Origin of the sequence: Streptomyces endocoffeicus (genome assembly GCF_016741935.1) — a bacterium.
In the GTDB taxonomy this organism is placed as follows: Bacteria; Actinomycetota; Actinomycetes; order Streptomycetales; family Streptomycetaceae; genus Streptomyces; species Streptomyces endocoffeicus.
Genome location: NZ_JAERRG010000007.1, coordinates 148,271 through 164,123, shown reverse-complemented (window position 1 = coordinate 164,123; position 15,853 = coordinate 148,271). Strand labels below are relative to the sequence as shown.

At 72.5% G+C, this 15,853-nt stretch carries 15 protein-coding genes and 1 riboswitch; of the genes, 9 read left to right on the top strand and 6 right to left on the bottom strand.

Features of this window, described 5'->3' with window-relative positions:
• Positions 1 to 20: 20 nt before the first annotated feature.
• Complete coding sequence (locus JK364_RS19360; protein WP_201852369.1) at positions 21 to 1,910, bottom strand: serine/threonine-protein kinase; 1,890 nt, start codon at positions 1,908 to 1,910, stop codon at positions 21 to 23.
• A gap of 125 nt (positions 1,911 to 2,035) precedes the next feature.
• On the opposite strand from JK364_RS19360, the gene JK364_RS19355 reads away from it, so the two are divergent.
• The 5 genes from JK364_RS19355 to JK364_RS19335 all read left to right on the top strand — a co-directional run bounded on the left by JK364_RS19355 (position 2,036) and on the right by JK364_RS19335 (position 6,707).
• Positions 2,036 to 3,346 (top strand): PspC domain-containing protein, encoded by a 1,311-nt coding sequence (locus JK364_RS19355; protein WP_230992188.1) that lies wholly within the window; start codon positions 2,036 to 2,038, stop codon positions 3,344 to 3,346.
• A gap of 30 nt (positions 3,347 to 3,376) precedes the next feature.
• A complete protein-coding gene (locus JK364_RS19350) occupies positions 3,377 to 3,691 on the top strand; it encodes a hypothetical protein (RefSeq protein ID WP_201852367.1) in 315 nt (104 codons plus the stop codon).
• Positions 3,676 to 3,858, top strand: a complete 183-nt coding sequence (locus JK364_RS19345) for a hypothetical protein (protein ID WP_201852366.1) — start codon at positions 3,676 to 3,678, stop codon at positions 3,856 to 3,858. Before JK364_RS19350 ends, JK364_RS19345 begins: the two co-directional genes overlap by 16 nt.
• 795 nt (positions 3,859 to 4,653) lie before the next feature.
• Entirely contained in the window at positions 4,654 to 5,931 is a 1,278-nt protein-coding gene (locus JK364_RS19340) for an ATP-binding protein (protein ID WP_201852365.1), read from the top strand.
• Positions 5,928 to 6,707 carry a LuxR C-terminal-related transcriptional regulator gene (locus JK364_RS19335; RefSeq protein ID WP_201852364.1) on the top strand — a complete coding sequence of 260 codons (780 nt, stop codon included), beginning with the start codon at positions 5,928 to 5,930 and terminating at the stop codon, positions 6,705 to 6,707. Before JK364_RS19340 ends, JK364_RS19335 begins: the two co-directional genes overlap by 4 nt.
• 97 nt (positions 6,708 to 6,804) lie before the next feature.
• On the opposite strand, the gene JK364_RS19330 is transcribed toward JK364_RS19335, so the two are convergent.
• Positions 6,805 to 7,656: a helix-turn-helix transcriptional regulator gene (locus tag JK364_RS19330; protein ID WP_201852363.1), complete on the bottom strand. Its 852-nt coding sequence runs from the start codon at positions 7,654 to 7,656 to the stop codon at positions 6,805 to 6,807.
• Positions 7,657 to 7,743: 87 nt separating this feature from the next.
• Between JK364_RS19330 and JK364_RS19325 the strand changes: the two genes are divergently transcribed.
• Positions 7,744 to 8,553, top strand: coding sequence for an SDR family NAD(P)-dependent oxidoreductase (locus JK364_RS19325; protein ID WP_201852362.1), 810 nt, complete (start codon positions 7,744 to 7,746; stop codon positions 8,551 to 8,553).
• Positions 8,554 to 8,767: 214 nt separating this feature from the next.
• On the top strand, positions 8,768 to 9,346 hold the full coding sequence (locus JK364_RS19320) for a Uma2 family endonuclease (RefSeq protein ID WP_201852361.1): 579 nt from the start codon (positions 8,768 to 8,770) through the stop codon (positions 9,344 to 9,346).
• 10 nt (positions 9,347 to 9,356) lie between these two features.
• On the opposite strand, the gene JK364_RS19315 is transcribed toward JK364_RS19320, so the two are convergent.
• The 3 genes from JK364_RS19315 to JK364_RS19305 all read right to left on the bottom strand — a co-directional run bounded on the left by JK364_RS19315 (position 9,357) and on the right by JK364_RS19305 (position 12,656).
• Positions 9,357 to 10,325, bottom strand: coding sequence for an SDR family NAD(P)-dependent oxidoreductase (locus JK364_RS19315; RefSeq protein WP_201852360.1), 969 nt, complete (start codon positions 10,323 to 10,325; stop codon positions 9,357 to 9,359).
• A 192-nt stretch (positions 10,326 to 10,517) separates the two neighbouring features.
• Positions 10,518 to 11,504, bottom strand: a complete 987-nt coding sequence (locus JK364_RS19310) for a homoserine dehydrogenase (RefSeq protein ID WP_201852359.1) — start codon at positions 11,502 to 11,504, stop codon at positions 10,518 to 10,520.
• A 129-nt stretch (positions 11,505 to 11,633) separates the two neighbouring features.
• On the bottom strand, positions 11,634 to 12,656 hold the full coding sequence (locus tag JK364_RS19305; RefSeq protein ID WP_201852358.1) for a C40 family peptidase: 1,023 nt from the start codon (positions 12,654 to 12,656) through the stop codon (positions 11,634 to 11,636).
• 347 nt (positions 12,657 to 13,003) lie between these two features.
• Here JK364_RS19305 and JK364_RS19300 point away from each other — a divergent pair, with 347 nt between their 5' ends.
• Positions 13,004 to 13,357 carry a hypothetical protein gene (locus JK364_RS19300; RefSeq protein WP_137978383.1) on the top strand — a complete coding sequence of 118 codons (354 nt, stop codon included), beginning with the start codon at positions 13,004 to 13,006 and terminating at the stop codon, positions 13,355 to 13,357.
• Between the two features lie 112 nt (positions 13,358 to 13,469).
• Positions 13,470 to 14,237, top strand: a complete 768-nt coding sequence (locus JK364_RS19295) for a L,D-transpeptidase (protein WP_201852357.1) — start codon at positions 13,470 to 13,472, stop codon at positions 14,235 to 14,237.
• Positions 14,238 to 14,360: 123 nt separating this feature from the next.
• Here the strand turns inward: JK364_RS19295 and JK364_RS19290 are convergent, their stop codons facing one another.
• A complete protein-coding gene (locus JK364_RS19290; RefSeq protein ID WP_201852356.1) occupies positions 14,361 to 15,533 on the bottom strand; it encodes a C40 family peptidase in 1,173 nt (390 codons plus the stop codon).
• A gap of 8 nt (positions 15,534 to 15,541) precedes the next feature.
• Positions 15,542 to 15,727, bottom strand: a riboswitch (cyclic di-AMP (ydaO/yuaA leader).
• Positions 15,728 to 15,853 lie beyond the last annotated feature (126 nt).

The window sequence follows — 15,853 nt, the reverse complement described above, 5'->3', positions numbered from 1 at the left end:
CCGGACCGGACCCGGTCCCGTCAGCTGATGATGCGGAAGCCGTCCCGTACCTCGTCGAAGATCGGCCGGTAGGTGCTCCAGTCCGCGTCCGGGGCGCTCAGGTAGATCGCGTACTCCTTGTCGCCCTCATTGCCGAAGCCGAGGTCGATCGCGCGGAACATCCGGACCTCGCCGCGGAACTTGAACTCCCAGATCGCGGCGGGCATGCCCTGGTACTTCGTCTCCTGCAGCCGCAACCGCTCGTAGATCGGGTATTCCTTCTTGTCCTTGAACGCGACCTCGAGGTCCTCGAAGTGCTGGACCTGGTTGCCGGAGGCGAAGTCCAGGACGTTGATCCTGAAACCGGCCAGCCCGTTGGGGTCGAGGTAACGGACCTCCTGGGTGCGGTCGACCGTGTTGCCGTCGGGGTCGTTCTGTTCCTGGCGGGTCCAGCCGTTGGGGATGGGGAGGGAGAAGCCGAACTTCTTCTCGGTGACGATGTGATAGCCGGACGGCGCGGTGTACGGCTTGGCCGGGGAGGCCGACGGGTTGCCCGTGGCGGAGGACCCCCCGCCCTTCCCCCCGCCGTTGTCGTGGTCGAGGCCGTACACATAGATGCCGCCCGCCACCGCCACGACCGCCAGGGACGTCGCCGCGGCGGCCCACACCGCCTTACGGCTCTTGCGCGCCGGAGCGGGGGCGGGCGGGGGCACCGGCGTCTGGGTGGTCATGGACGGCGTGGTCATGGACGGCGTCGACGCGGTGAACGGCGTGGCCGTGGGCGGCGTGTGCGGCGAGCCGGGCGTGTTCCCGGTGCCCGGGGCGTACGCGGGAAGCCGTGGGTCCGACGCGTGCGGTGTGCTCGGAGTGTGCGAGGTGTTCGGCGGGTTGTGCGGAGCGCTCGTCGTGTGGTGCGGAGTGCTCGGTGTGTGGGTCGTGTGTTGATACGGGTTCGATGTCGTGGGTGCGTGCGGCGCGGCGTGCCCGTCCGTGCCCGCGGCCCGGTCCGTGCCCGTGCCCGCGTCCCGCCGCGTCGACAGGTTCATGGTCGCGTCGAGCGGCGGATTCTTGGTGGTCGTATCGAGCGGCGGGGTCTGCAGCGAGGACGTCTCGGGCTCCGAGGCCGGGAGCCGTAGCGCCCGTTCGGTCTCCTCGGCCGAGGGCCGCAGCTCCGGCTCCTTGGCCAGCAGGCTCTCGACCAACGGGGTCAGCGCGCCCGCCCGTTTGGGCGGGTCCAGCGGATCGACGGCGATCGCGTAACCCGTCTCGATCGCCGTGGCCTTGCGGAACGGCGGACGCCCCTCGACCGCCTGATAGAGCGTCGCCCCCAGCGCCCAGAGGTCCGACGCGGGGCCGGGCTTGCGGCCCCTGACCCGCTCGGGCGCGATGTAGTCGATGGAGCCCACGACCTCGCCGGTCTTCGTCAGCGTCGAGGTGCCGGTGGCCATGGCGATGCCGAAGTCCGTGAGCACGACCCGGCCTTCGGGGCCGAGCAGCACATTGCCGGGCTTGACGTCCCGGTGCAGCACCCCGGCCGCGTGCGCGGCGCGCAGTGCGGCGATCATGCCGCGGCCGATGCGGGCGGCCTCGTCGGGCGAGACGCGCCCCCCGTCCTTCAGCAGGTCGGCGAGGGTCGTGGAGGGCACGTACTCCATGACGATGCACGGCAGTCCGTGGTGGTCCACCACGTCATGGACCACGACCACGTTGGGGTGGGTGATGCGGGCCGCGCTGCGCGCCTCGCGGCGGGTGCGTTCGTGCAGGGTCGTCAGCTCGTCCTCGGCGAGGTGCGGAGAGACATAGAGCTGCTTGACCGCGACCTGGCGGCCCAGGAGTTCGTCCTCCGCGCGCCACACCGTGCCCATGCCACCACGGCCGATCTTCTCGACCAGGCGGTAACGTCCGGCTATCAGGTGGCCTACGTCCGACACCGCTGTCCCCTCCCCGCACACGTTCGATGCGACACGATAGCCGCCGTAACCCCCGGGGAGATCTCAGGGAAGACCTAGGGGCGTGCCGGATGTCGCGAGTGCGGCCCTGTTGTCACCATGGACGCATGACCGAAGCACCCACCGTGGCGGACGAGGCCGAGGCCGCGTCCGGTTCCCGCCTGTCACAGACGCCTCTTCGGCGCAGTCGTGACCATAAGGTGATCTCGGGGGTCTGCGGAGGGCTCGGCCGCTACTGCGATCTGGACCCGGTGATCTTCCGGGTGGTGCTGTCGGTGCTTTCCGTCGCGGGCGGTCTCGGTCTGATCGTGTACGGGTTCTGCTGGCTGCTGATCCCGTTCCACGGCGAGGACGAGAACGAGGGGCGCAGACTGCTCTCGGGCCGGGTCGAGGGCCCTGGGCTGACGGCGGTGCTGGTGGCGCTGGTGGGCTGTGGGCTCTTCCTGTCGATGGTCAACAACGGCGGCGTCATGTACTTCTCGTTCATGCTCGCCCTCGCGGCGGCCGGTGCGGGCTATTGGTCGCACCACCGGCGGCAGGCGGAGAGCGTGGGCGCGGTGGACGCGGCCACGGCCCAGGCCGTCGCCGACGCGCCGCCCGAGACCAAGGCGCCGCCCACGCGCGGCGGCCCAGGCCCCTCCTGGTGGCGCGACCCGATCGTCAAGGACGGTACGACCGGGCCGCTCGGCACCGGGGCCGGGTCGCGGACCGGCTATCTGTGGGGGCCGGACGACGGCCCGTACGACAAGCGGGAGGCGAAGGCGGAGCGGGCCCGCCGGGTGCCGGACCGGGCCTCGATCGGCGGCTGGGCCTTCCTGGTGGCGGTCGCCGCCGCCGTGGTGGGGGCGCGGGCGGGGTGGTCCTCGCAGCCGCTGGGCACCAGCCTCGAGATCGGGTTCGCCTGCGCGCTGGGCGTCTTCGGGCTCGCCCTCGTCATCAGCTCCCGCTGGGGGCGGGCCGGTGGCGGCACGGTGTTCCTCGCGCTGCTGACGAGCGCGCTGCTGGCGGGCGCGGCCGCCCTCCCCGATGCCGTCACCCCCGACTGGGCCCGCCGCACCTGGGCCCCGACCTCCGTGGCGTCGCTGCGCGACGGCTATGAGTTGGGCGGCGGCGTCGCCGAGTTGAAGCTGGACCGGCTGCCCCTGAAGGCGGGCAGCTCCATATCCAGCCGGGTGGAGATGGGCGCGGGCAAGCTGGCCGTGACGGTCCCGCGCGACGCCCGGGTCAGGCTGGACATCGAGGTCGGGATCGGCGACATCTGGCTGCCGGGCGAGAAGCGGGACAAACACAACGTCGACATCGGCCCGGGCCGGGAGCGCAAGCTCACCCTGGAGCCGGTGGGCGGCGGCAAGGCCGAGGGCACGGTTTCGCTGAAGCTGGAGATGGGGCTGGGTGCGGTGGAGGTGAAGCGCTCATGAGGCGCCGTTCGTTCGGTCATCGGTTCGGCCATGGGGTCGGTCATCGATTCGGTGATCGGTTCGGCCATGGAGACCATGGAGACCATGGGTCCGACCCCGACTATGGAGACCATGGGTCCGACCCCGACTATGACGACCATGGGGTCGGTCATCGGTTCGGGCATCGGGCTGGTCACCGGTTCGGCGATCGGTTCGGCGGTCGGTTCGGGCATCGGGCCGGTCATCGGTTCGGCGGTCGGGTCGGTCATCGGTCCGACCACTGGCGCGGTCACTCGCTGGGGCACGCGGCCCCCGACCGGTCCCGCCATCCGTTCGAGCCGGGCAAGCTGGTGGCCGGGCTGGTAATCCTGGGCGTGGCCGCCGCGTACGGGATGGACGCGGCCGGGGAGTGGGACGTCCGCCCGGAGATCGCCCTCCCGGCCCTCCTGTGCGGCCTTTGCGTCGCGGCCCTGACCTCGGCCCTCACGTACGCGTTCCGCCGCCGGTCGGGCAGGGCGACGCCGGAGGACTGACGGCGGCCCCAGGCCCCAGGGCGCGGCGACCCCCGGGCCCCGGCTCCGGGCCTCTGGGCCTCCCGGGCCTCCGGGTCTCCGGGCCTCCCGGGCCTCCGGGTCTCCCGGCCTCCGGGCCTCCCGGGCCTCCGGGTCTCCGGGCCTCCCGGGCCTCCGGGTCTCCCGGCCTCCGGGCCTCCCGGGCCTCCGGGTCTCCGGGCCTCCCGGGCCTCCCGGGCCTCCGGGTCTCCCGGCCTCCCGGGTCTCCGGGTCTCCCGGCCTCCGGGCCCCGGGCCCCCGGCCTCCGGGCCTCCCGGGCCTCCGGGTCTCCCGGCCTCCCGGGCCTCCGGGTCTCCCGGCCTCCGGGCCCCGGGCCTCCGGGTCTCCGGGCCTCCCGGGCCTCCGGGTCTCCCGGCCTCCCGGGTCTCCGGGTCTCCCGGCCTCCGGGCCCCGGGCCTCCGGGTCTCCGGGCCTCCCGGGCCTCCGGGTCTCCCGGCCTCCCGGGTCTCCGGGTCTCCCGGCCTCCGGGCCTCCCGGGCCTCCGGGTCTCCGGGCCTCCCGGGCCTCCGGGTCTCCCGGCCTCCCGGGCCTCCGGGCCTCCGGGCCTCCGGGCCTCCGGGCCTCCCGGCCCCCGGGCCCCGGCCTCCGGGCCTCCCGGGTCTCCGGGCCCCCCGGCCCCCGGTCCCGGCCTCCGGCCCCCGGCCCCGGCCTCCGGCCCCCGGGCCTCCGGGCCCCCGGCCCTCCAGGCCCCAGGTCGGGGAACGATCAGGGGCGACCCTGATGCCCGTTGTCGGCCGGGCGTGTGACGATCGAGCCATGACCGCCGCAGTGCCCCCAACGGCCCCCGAGCCACCTCCGCGCAAGCTCTACCGCAGTGCCGAAGGCCGCCTCCTCGGCGGTGTGGCGCGCGGGCTCGCGGGCCATCTCGGGCTGCCGGTCGCCTGGGTGCGGATCGTCTTCATCGCGCTGTTCATGGCGGAGGGGTTCGGCGCGCTCGTCTACGCGCTCTTCTGGTTCATCGTCCCGCTCGGCGTCGGCGGTGTGGAGACGACCACCACCCGCCCGCTCACCACCGTGGGCCCCGACGGCCGCCGCCGGATCCTGGCCCGCAGGCCGGAGCGCGGCCAGATCATCGCGCTCGTCGCCCTCGTCGTCGGCATGGGGATCTTCGTCCAGGGCTTCCAGCTCGGCCGCGCCAACACCTACATCTGGCCGCTCCTCCTCATCGGCGCGGGAGTCGCCCTCTTCTGGCGCCAGGCGGACAACGCCCGCCGCGCCCAGTGGGTCGAGCTCAGCCGCAGCAAGCGGGTCCTGCCGCTGGCCCGTGGCGCCGCGGGGGTGGTGCTGGTGGCCGCCGGGGTGTCCGGGATCGTGGTCCTCCAGGGTTCGGCCAAGCATCTGGGGGCCGTGCTGCAGGCGGCCCTGGCCGTCCTTGTCGGCATCGCGCTGCTGGTGGGCCCGTATGTGGTGCGGATGACGCAGGACCTCTCCGAGGAACGGCTGATGCGCATCCGCGCGCAGGAGCGGGCGGAGGTGGCGGCCCACGTCCATGACTCCGTGCTGCACACCCTCACCCTGATCCAGCGCAACGCGGAGGAGCCCCGCGAGGTGGCCCGGCTCGCCCGCGCCCAGGAGCGGGAGCTGCGCGCGTGGCTCTACCGGCCGGAGGGCACCGGCAAGGACGAGGCCGAGGAGCCGGACACCCTGGCGGAGGCGGTGAAGAAGACGGCCGCGGAGGTCGAGGACCACCACGGCGTCCCGATCGAGGTGGTGGTGGTCGGCGACTGCCCCCTGGACGAGAAACTGGGCGCACAGATACAGGCGGCGCGCGAGGCGATGGTCAACGCGGCCAAGTACGGTGGCGACGGCGGGGCCGTCCAGGTCTTCGCCGAGGTCGAGGGGGCCACGGTGTTCATCTCCGTGCGCGACCGCGGCCCCGGCTTCGACGTGGACGCGGTGCCGGAGGACCGGATGGGCGTACGTGAGTCGATCATCGGCCGGATGCAGCGGAACGGCGGCACGGCGCGGCTGAGATCCGCGCCGGACGGGGGCACGGAAGTGGAGCTGGAGATGGAGAGGGCGGCGACGACATGACCGACGCGACGGGCGGTACGAACGCGACGAGCGGCCCCGGGGCGCAGAGTGCGCCGGGCGCCGTGCCCGGTCCGGCGGGGGCCGGGGGCGCCGGAGCCGGCGATGCGGCCGCGGCGCGGCGGGTACGCGTGGTGCTCGTGGACGACCACCGCATGTTCCGCACCGGGGTGCAGGCCGAGATCGGGGAGACGGCCCGGACCGGTGTCGAGGTGGTCGGCGAGGCGGCCGACGTCGACCAGGCCGTGACCGTGATCACCGCGACCCGCCCCGAGGTCGTGCTGCTCGACGTCCACCTCCCGGGCGGGGGCGGGGTCGAGGTGCTGCGCCGGAGCGCCTCGCTGATGGCCGACCAGGACCGCCCGGTGCGCTTCCTCGCGCTGTCCGTCTCGGACGCCGCCGAGGACGTCATCGGCGTCATCCGCGGCGGCGCCCGTGGCTATGTGACCAAGACCATCACCGGTACCGACCTCGTGGACGCGATCTTCCGGGTCTCCGAGGGCGACGCGGTCTTCTCCCCGCGCCTGGCCGGTTTCGTCCTCGACGCCTTCGCCTCCACCGACGCCCCGCCCGTGGATGAGGACCTGGACCGGCTCACCCAGCGCGAGCGCGAGGTGCTGCGCCTGATCGCGCGCGGTTACGCCTACAAGGAGATCGCCAAGCAGCTGTTCATCTCGGTGAAGACGGTCGAGAGCCATGTCTCGGCGGTGCTCCGCAAGCTCCAGCTCTCCAACCGCCATGAGCTGACCCGCTGGGCGACGGCCCGCCGCCTGGTCTGAGCCTCAGCTCTGAAGAGGTCCGAGCCTCAGAAGAGGTCCGAGCCTCATCAGGCCCGAGGAGAACGAGAGCAGAGGACGGAACGGAGGGCGCCGCGGCTCAGCCCGGCACCCCCATCCGCTGCGTGCCGACGACCGACAGCAGCCGCAGTGCCTCCTCGGACGGGGAGCCGGGCTCGGCGGTGTAGATGACGACCCGCTGGTCCCGGTCGGCGATGTCCAGCACATCGCAGGCGACGGTGACGGGCCCGACGAGCGGATGGCGGAACGTCTTGCACAGCGGGCGCTGGGCGGCCACCTCATGGGAGTCCCACAGCCGGGCGAACTCCTCGCTGCCCGAACGGAGCTCGGCCACCAGCCCGGTCACCTCGGGATCGTCGGGGTAGCGGGCGGCCGCGGCGCGCAGGACCTCGGTCGAGGTCTGGGCGAACTCGTCCGGGTCCGTCACCCCGTACAGCCGCTGCCCCTCCGGATGGGGCCCGAGGAAGGCGCGGCGGACGATGTTGCGGTCGCGGCGCGAGAGGGCGGAGAAGTCCTCCATGAGGGCGGCGGCCAGGTCGTTCCAGGCGATGACCTCGTATGTCGCGGACAGCACGAACGCCGCCGCGTACGGCAGCCGCCGCAGCAGGTGCACGATGCTCGGCCGCACCTCACGGGAGGGCCCGGGTGGCGGGCCGGGCGGGACGCCCGCGAGATGGTGGAGATGGATCCGCTCGGCGTCCGTCAGCCGCAGGGCGCGGGCCAGCCCGGCCAGCACCTCGCGGGACGGGTGCGGGGCGCGGGCCTGCTCCAGCCGCGTGTAGTACTCGGTCGAGATGAACGCCAACTGCGCCACCTCCTCGCGCCGCAGCCCCGGTGTGCGGCGCCGCGTCCCGGCGGGCAGCCCCACATCGGCGGGCGTGATCCGCTCACGTCGGCTGCGCAGGAAGGCCGCCAGCTCTCGTCTGTCCACGCCTTCAGTGTGCGCGGACGGCCGGGGGCTCAGCCAGGTACCACCGGTGCCTGGTTGGGCCCCGGCGCTCACAGCAGCCTCGGAACCATGAACCACACACCGAACACCACCCTGGAAGACTCGCCCCGTACCCCGGCCGCCGGTCTCCTGGCCGGCAAGGTCGCCTTCATCACCGGCGCCGGGCGCGGCATCGGCGCCGCCGCGGCCCGCCTCTTCGCCCGGGAGGGCGCCCGGGTGCTGCTGGCGGCCCGTACGGAGGCCCAGCTCAAGACGGTCACCGAGGAGATCCGGGCGGCCGGCGGCACCGCGGATCACGTGGTGTGCGACCTGGCCGACGCGACGAGCGTCCGCGCCGCCGTCGACCGGGCCGTGGAGCTGTACGGCAGGCTCGACGTGGCCTTCAACAACGGTGCGACGATCCAGCAGCCGGGCCCGATGGACCAGCTGCCGCAGGCCGACTTCGACCACGTCTACGCCGTCAACCTCCGGGGCCCCTGGCTGGCCATGAACGCCGAGGTCGCCGCCATCCGCGCCACCGCCGGAACGGGCGCCATCGTCAACAACTCCAGCGTCGGCAGCCTCATGGGCAACCCCGAACTCCCCGCCTACGGCGCCATGAAGCGCGCGGTCAACAGCCTCACCGAGTCCGCCGCCGTCACGTACGGCCCGGAGGGCATCCGCGTCAACGCCATCGCACCCGGCGCCACCCTCACCGAGATGATCCGCGCATGGGAGGAGGAATCCCCCGGCATCGTCGACCGCATCACCACCCACGCGCCACTCCGCCGCGCCGCCGCCCCCGACGAGATCGCCGAGGCCGCGGCCTGGCTCCTCAGCGACCGCGCCTCCTATGTGACGGGTGTGGTCCTCCGGGTGGACGGCGGCAGCCAGACCTGAGACCGCGGGTCGGAGACGACCCGCTTCAGCGAACAAACCACCCGATCCGGTGACTTCCTGTGATCACATCATCGCGATTGGTTCCTGCGCTCTAGCGTTCGTCACGTGCGGGCTGCGGCTGCTACCGCAGTCCGCGTACCGAAAGGAAGAGCGAATGATCGTGCAGGACGCACCGCCCGATGTCGGGGCAGTATGGGGGCGAGGAGGCGAAGCCATGACCCCCAGTACCGCTGACCGGCCGCAGATGGGCATCGAGGAATTCGAGGAACTCGCCCGCACGGCGCCGGAAACTGTGACGCTCGAATTCATCGACGGAAATCTAGAGGTCAAGCCCGTGCCGGACGGGGATCACGACGAGATCATCATGTGGGTCCAGGAGCAGTGCATGCAGCACCGTCCGGATTTGCGGCTGTACCGGGAGCGGGGCCTGAAGACAGAGGGGTACCGGCAGGGGCGCGCTCGTCCGGATGGCACTCTCGCACCTCGCAGGCATTTCGCGGGGCATGGAGAGTGGTCCGACCCGAAGGGCGTCGTGATGACCGTGGAGGTCACCTCGCGGGACGGGGACACGAACCGGCGGGATCGCCTGGACAAGCGGGACGGTTACGCAAGTGCCGGCGTCCCGGTCTACCTCCTCATCGACCGGGACGACTGCACGGTCAACGTCTTCAGCGGGCTGGAGGACGGCAAGTACCGGAGCCTGACCTCGCGGCCCTATGGGACCGTCATCGAGCTCCCGGATCCCGTCGGGATCACCCTCGACACCGGGGAACTCAAGGACTACGCGTCCTGATCGCCCAGCCTCACGCCGGGCCGAACCGCGGTTCGAGTCCCGTAAGGTCGCGGCTTGCCGACCACAGGTGGGCCGCGACTTCCGCGTCCGCCAGGTGACCTCGGACGGGGCGGCGGCGGGGGGTGCCGCGGAGGGCGAAGTGGCGAGGGGCCCATAGTTCACCGCCGGTGATGGACGGGTCGAGGACCGCTCGTACGGCGGGCCAGGCGGCCGCGTCCTTGCCCTGGACGAGGATTCCGGCGGGCAGCCCCCGCAGCCGTTCGCCGGGCGTGCGGACGTGCAGGGGCGGGCGGGACGGGGTGAGGGAGTCGAGCGCGCCGCCGGGGTGGGTGACCACGCTCCGCACCGTGCTGCCGACCGCCCTCAGCCGTCGGTCGAGTTCGAAACCGAAGAGCATCTGGGCCAGTTTCGAGCGCCCGTAGGTGCGCTCGGGCTGGTAGTCCCGGGTGCTCTCGAGGTCGTCCAGGTCCAGCCGTTCGGACGTGGCCGCGAAGCTGCCCGTGGTGATGACGCGGCCCTCGGGGGCGGCCGTGAGCAGCGGTGCCAGCCAGTGGGTCAGCGCGAAGTGCCCGAGGTGGTTGATGCCGAACATCGCCTCATGGCCGTCCCCGGTCTCGCGGCGCGGCGGCTGGTCGAACTTCACCCCGGCGTTGTGGACGACCGCGTCCAGACGGTCCAACCCCAGCGCTTCCGCGGAGGCTTCGAGCGAGGAGAGATCGGCGAGGTCCAGCCGGATATGGCGCACCCGGGCGTCGGGGACCCGGGAGCGGATCGAGGCCACGGCGGCGTCCGCCCTGCCCGGGTCGCGGCTGCCGAGGACGACGGTGGCTCCCGTACCGGCGAGCTGTTCGGCGACGAAGTACCCGATCCCCGCATTGCCTCCGGTCACCAGAAAGGTCTTTCCGTCGGCCCGTGGAAGGCTGTGGACGTCCCACCGCTCGGTCGAGGTCGAGGATTCGGTCGGGGCTGCGGAAGGCATGCGGTGGCTCCTTGCGTTCGTGAGGTCGGGGCGGGGCCCCACGGGGCTCACGCTGAACGCGTATCAGCCTTACGGTCGTCACCGACGCCCCACCGACGCCCCACCGACGCCCCGCCGACAGAGCGCCGTCACTCCCCCGCACTCCGCCGACAGAGCGCCGTCACCTCCCGGCCCCCGCCGACAGAGCGCCGCTCAGGCGAACCCGTGACCCACCGGCCCCGCCACATCCAGGGTGTCCTTGACCATGGCGAGCGCCGCGCCCAGGGGGCTGGAGCGGCCGCCGCTCACCGTGATGTCGCCCGCGTCGGGGCAGCCGTAGACGGCGGCCTTCTCGGGGCCTCTGAGGGCGTACAGGGGGTCGCCCGGTTCCGTCTCCTCCAACGCGACGCGGACGACGAGCGGCTCTTCGGCGGTCGCGGTCGCGACCGATCGCAGACGGCGGCCCCGTGCGGCGGCCGTACGAGCCGCCTCCGCCGTCCCGGCGTCGATCCCCGGGCCCGCCTCCGTCCTTACGGCCGTCGCGTCCCACCCCCACAGCAGCGCCGCCAACAGCCGCACCTTCACGGCCGCGTCGGCGCCGGAGAGGTCGGCCGTCGGGTCGGCCTCGGCGATGCCGCGCCGCTGGGCCTCCGCGACCGCGTCGGGCAGCGCGTCGCCGTCCGCGAGCCGGTCCAGGACGAACGTGGCGGTGCCGTTGGGGCAGGCGCGCAGCGTACGGCAGCCGAGGCCGCGTACGCCGATCCGCGCGAGGTCGGCGGTGGGGAGGGCGGCTCCGGTGGCGCCCGAGATCCGGATGCGGCTGCCGCCCTCGGCCGCCGCCCGGCCCAGCTCGCCCCAGTGGCTGAGCAGATGGCTCTTGGTGGCGGTCACCACATGGACCCCTCGCCGCAGGGCCGACAGCGCGTCCGTAGCGGCCTGTTCGCGCACCGCCGGGGACGAGGGCACGGCCTGGGCCAGCACCGCCGCCCCCGTGCGCTCCAGGGTCTCGGCGAGCGGCGGCAGCGGGCCCCAGCCGGGGCGCGGCTCCGGCGGCAGCCCCTCGGCCGCGCTGGTGCGCACGGCGGCGAGCCGCAGCGGCAGCGCGCCGCCGATCAGCCGCTCGGCGTAGGCCCGGCCCACCGGGCCGTACCCCGACAGCACGACGGAGGGTTGGGCGCGGACATCAGCGTCGTGTGGCATGTGGCCAGTCTGCCCCGTGTCACCAGGTCGAGGTCACCGGGCCGAGGTCACCAGGTCGGGACCGGGGGCCGCTACGCCGGGGGCCGCCGTCCGGGACTGCTACATCAGGCGTGCCGCCGTCCGGGGCCGCTACGCCGGGCGGGCCGCCCCCGCGAAGGGCATGTCCGCCACGGAGGCCAACCGGACCGGGGCCCCGGGGTGCGGGGCGTGGATCATGCGGCCGTCGCCGATGTAGAGGCCGACATGGCTGATGCCGGAGTAGAAGAAGACCAGGTCGCCGGGGGCCAGTTGGTCACGGGTGACGCGCTGTCCGGCGTTGATCTGGGTGTAGGTGGTGCGGGGCAGGGCGACCCCGGCGGCGCGCCAGGCGGCCTGGGTGAGCCCCGAGCAGTCATAGCCGTGGGGGCCGGTGGCGCCCCACACATACGGCTTGCCGAGGGCCGCGTACGCGAAGGAGACGGCGCGGGCGGCGCGGCCCGCGGCGGGGGCGAGGGAGCCGGCGGCCTTGGCGCCGTCCCGCGCCGCCAGCAGGCGCCGTCGCTGCTCGAGGGTCAGCCGGTCGAGGAGGCGATCGGCGGCGGCGAGCTTCTCCTGGACGGTCCGCTTGTGGTGGGCGGCGGCCGTCTGGGAGGCGCGCAGAGCGGCGAGGCGGTCGGCCGCCTCGCCGCGGACCTGGCGTAATTTCCGCTCCTGACGGCCGATCGTGGCGATCAGGGCGGTCTGGCGGCTCCCCGCGCGCTCGGCGAGCGAGGCGCGCTGCAGGTACTGGTCGGGGGAGGAGGACAGGGCGAGCTGGAGGGCCGGGGCGATCGTCCCCGAGCGGTACTGGGCGGTGGCGAAGGCCCCGAGGGCGTTGCGCGCGGTGTTGAGCCGGGTGGTGCGGCGGGCGGCCTGGTCGCGCAGCGCCTCCAGCGTCCGGCGGGCCTTGTCGGCCTTCTCCCGCGCGCCGTTGTACTGCTCGGTGGCCTCCTCGGCCTCCCGCTGGTACTCGTCGACCTTCGCCTTCACCTGAGCGGGGGTGAGGCGGTTCTCGGCGTGCCCGGTGCCGTTGAGGAGGGTGGCGGACGCGGCGCCGGTGAGGGCGAGGAGCGCTGCCGCGCGGGCGGTGCCGCTGGTGAGCGAGCGCTGCTTGGGCTTCCTGTGCGACGCCACTGCGGCGGTTCACCTGGTCTCTCTTGGGCAAGCCAGTTTGGGCGATCCAGGACATTCCGCAGATCCTGGACCCTTGTGGGGAGCGGACGGGCAGGCGGCAGTCCGCCATGAGGCGGGGACCCTCGGTTGACGGGAAGCGGACTGCCACCTGGAGGAGGAAACTAGGCCGGAAAGTGGGGGTCGTGCGGGGGATTGAACGGGAGTGCACGGATTTCGTCGGTCCCGTGACGGCTGCTGATCGCCCGGCGAGTGGGGTGGTCGGGAGTGTGGGCGGCCGTGATCGAAGCGGCGATAGGGCCCCACCCGGGTGCCGGGCGATGATATGAGCGCGGCTAGTCTCCGGAGCCATGGACGTACTCATTCACGTGTTCGTCGGCCTCCACATCGTCGGCATCGGCGCGCTGCTCGGTGGCTTCTTCTCGCAGCTCAAAGCCATGCGCGCGGGCGAGGCCCGGATGATCCCGGCGATGCTGCACGGCGCGCTGACCATGCTGGTGACCGGCGTGGCGCTGGTCGGGCTCAATCAGGCGGACGACAACAGCGTCAACACCGTCAAAATCGGTGTAAAGCTGGCGCTATTGGTCGTAATCCTCGGCCTGGTCTATGTGAAGCGCGACGAGGAGAAGGTAGAGTCTGCCGCCTTCGGCGCGGTGGGTGCCTTGACAACGGCAAACATCTTCATCGCCGTGCTGTGGACCTGACGAACGAGTGTTCTGGGGCTAATCCCAAGGCAATTGCGACACGATCCAGAGGCAACCGTTTGCACTCGCGAGCTGTCTTAGTAAAGAGCGAGGCAGTCGAGAGGAGTGGCCAATGGGGGTAGTGAGGGCAGTCAGAAGTCATGGGCGGCGCGTGGGTGTCGCGCTGGGACTGGCGGGGATGGCGGTGCCGCTCGCGGTGGCCGTCGCCGGTCCGGCGCAGGCTCAGGCACGGCCGCTGGGCCGGTCGGCCGGCACGGTGACACCGGTGAGCATGGCCGCGTCGTCGTGCACGACCACCGCGGGGCCGTACCAGGAGCAGGCCGAGCGGTTCCTGGGCCGTCCCGTGGACGGGTGGCAGTCGCGGGCGGACTGTCTCGCGATCCAGAAGTTCCAGATCGACCACGGCATCAGCCCGACGATCGGCTACGCGGGCCCGATCACCTCGGGCGTGATGAGCCTCATCAGCGCCCAGAAGGCCGCCGGGCACAATCCGAACGCGGCGAGGAAGTGTCCCACCGACAAGGGCCGTATCGCCTGCGTGGACCTCACCCGCCAGCTGAGCTGGGTCCAGGACGGCTCCCGGCTGGTCTACGGACCGGTGCCGGTGCGGTCCGGGCGGGACGGCTTCGAGACCCGCACCGGGCTGAAGAAGGTCTACTGGCGGAACATCAACCACTGGTCGACGCTCTACAAGGTCGCCATGCCCTACAGCCAGTTCTTCGACGGCGGCCAGGCGTTTCACTCGATCGCCGGCAGCGTATGGTCCCCGCCCGGCTCCCATGGCTGCGTCAACATGCGTAAGGGCGACGCCAAGAAGTACTGGAGCCTGCTGAAGAACGGCGACGACGTGTACGTCTACGGGCGCAAGCCCGGCACCTGAGCCACTGACGGTGCCGCTGCGCTCTGACGGTGCCGCTGCGCCACTGACGGTGCCGCTGAGCCGATGACGATGCCGCTGCCCGGGGTCCCGGCCCCGGACAGCGGCATCGTCGGGCTCAGGGCCCTACGAGGGCCGCACGCTCCCGTAGATCGGCATCTCCGTGATCGGCGCCTTCTTCACCACATCGCCCGGCTTCGGCGCGTGGATCATCATCCCGTCGCCGATGTAGAGGCCGACATGGCTGATGTCGTCGTAGAAGAAGACGAGGTCGCCCGGCTGGAGTTGGGACGTCGAGACCCGTGTACCGGCCTTCACCTGGTCCCAGGTGGTGCGCGGCAGCGAGATCCCGGCGGACTTCCAGGCCGCCTGCGTCAGCCCCGAGCAGTCGAAGGAGCTGGGCCCGGTGGCGCCCCAGACGTACGGCTTGCCGAGCTGCGCCTTGGCGAAGGCGATGGCCTGGGCCGCCTTGGAGCTGTTGGCCGGGGCCGAGGGTGTGGAGGGCGCCGACGAACCGGAGCCACCCGCGTTCTGCTGCTCCTGCTCCTGCTGCTTCTTGCGCGCGGCCGCCTCCTGCCGCTGCTTCTCGGCCAGCTCGGCGGCCTTACGGCGGGCCTCTTCCGCCTTCTTCTTCTCGATCGCCGCCAGCCGCGCCTTCTCCTTGGCGGTCAGATTCGCCAGCAGCCGCCGGGCCTCGGTCAGCTTGTCCTGGACGGTCTTCTTCTGGACCTTCAGCTGCTTCTGGGACGCGGTCAGCGAGGTGAGGCTCTCGCCGGCCTTACCGCGCTCCTTGGCGGCCCGCACCCGCTGCTTCTGGAAGTCGTCGACGGCCTGCTTCTGCCGGCCGGTCATCCGGTCCATCAGATGTGACTGGTCGAAGACGTCCTGCGGATCGTTGGAGAACAGCAGGGTCGCGGCGGAGCGGGCCATTCCGCCGTCGCGGTACTGGGCGGTGGCGTAGGTGCCGAGCATGCGCCGCGCCTCGTTGAGCTTCTCGGTGCGCTGGGCGACGGAGTCCAGCAGCTTGTCGACCTTGGCCCGCTGCTGGTCGGTGCGCTCCTTGGCGGCGTTGTAGCGCTGGGTGGCGGTCTCCGCCTGGTGATAGAGCGTGTCGACCTTCTCCTTCACCTTCTCGATCGACTGGGCGGCCGGCTTGGGATCGGTCGGCGCGGCGTTGGCCGATTGGGAGAGGAGGGTGACGGACGCGAGGGCGGCCGTGGTGAACCCGACGGCCGTACGGCGGCCGTGACCGGTGAGCGGGGCGGGTATTCGGCTCCGCGGCTTGCGGTGCGACGCCAAGGGAGGCGACTCCTTCCGTGGACCGCCTACCGGGTTAGCTGTCGGGTTCGGGCGGTTCGGAAGGCTGCCCTACGGCCGTGTCCGGGCGGCACTGTCCGTGCCGCACCGTTTCGGGCCGATTCACCCCGGTCTTGCGTTGTTGGGTCCCCGGCTCCGGGCGCCTCACGGCGTACCGGACTCGGCGGAGGCAGCCCGTGCCGACGTGGTTCGCCGACGGATCTTCCGGGCACCTGAGGCAGGACGGTAGCCAACACGTGGGGCTCCTGTGAAGACTGGTGACCGTTATGCCCGAAACCGTTTCGTGATGTTCGGACCTCGGC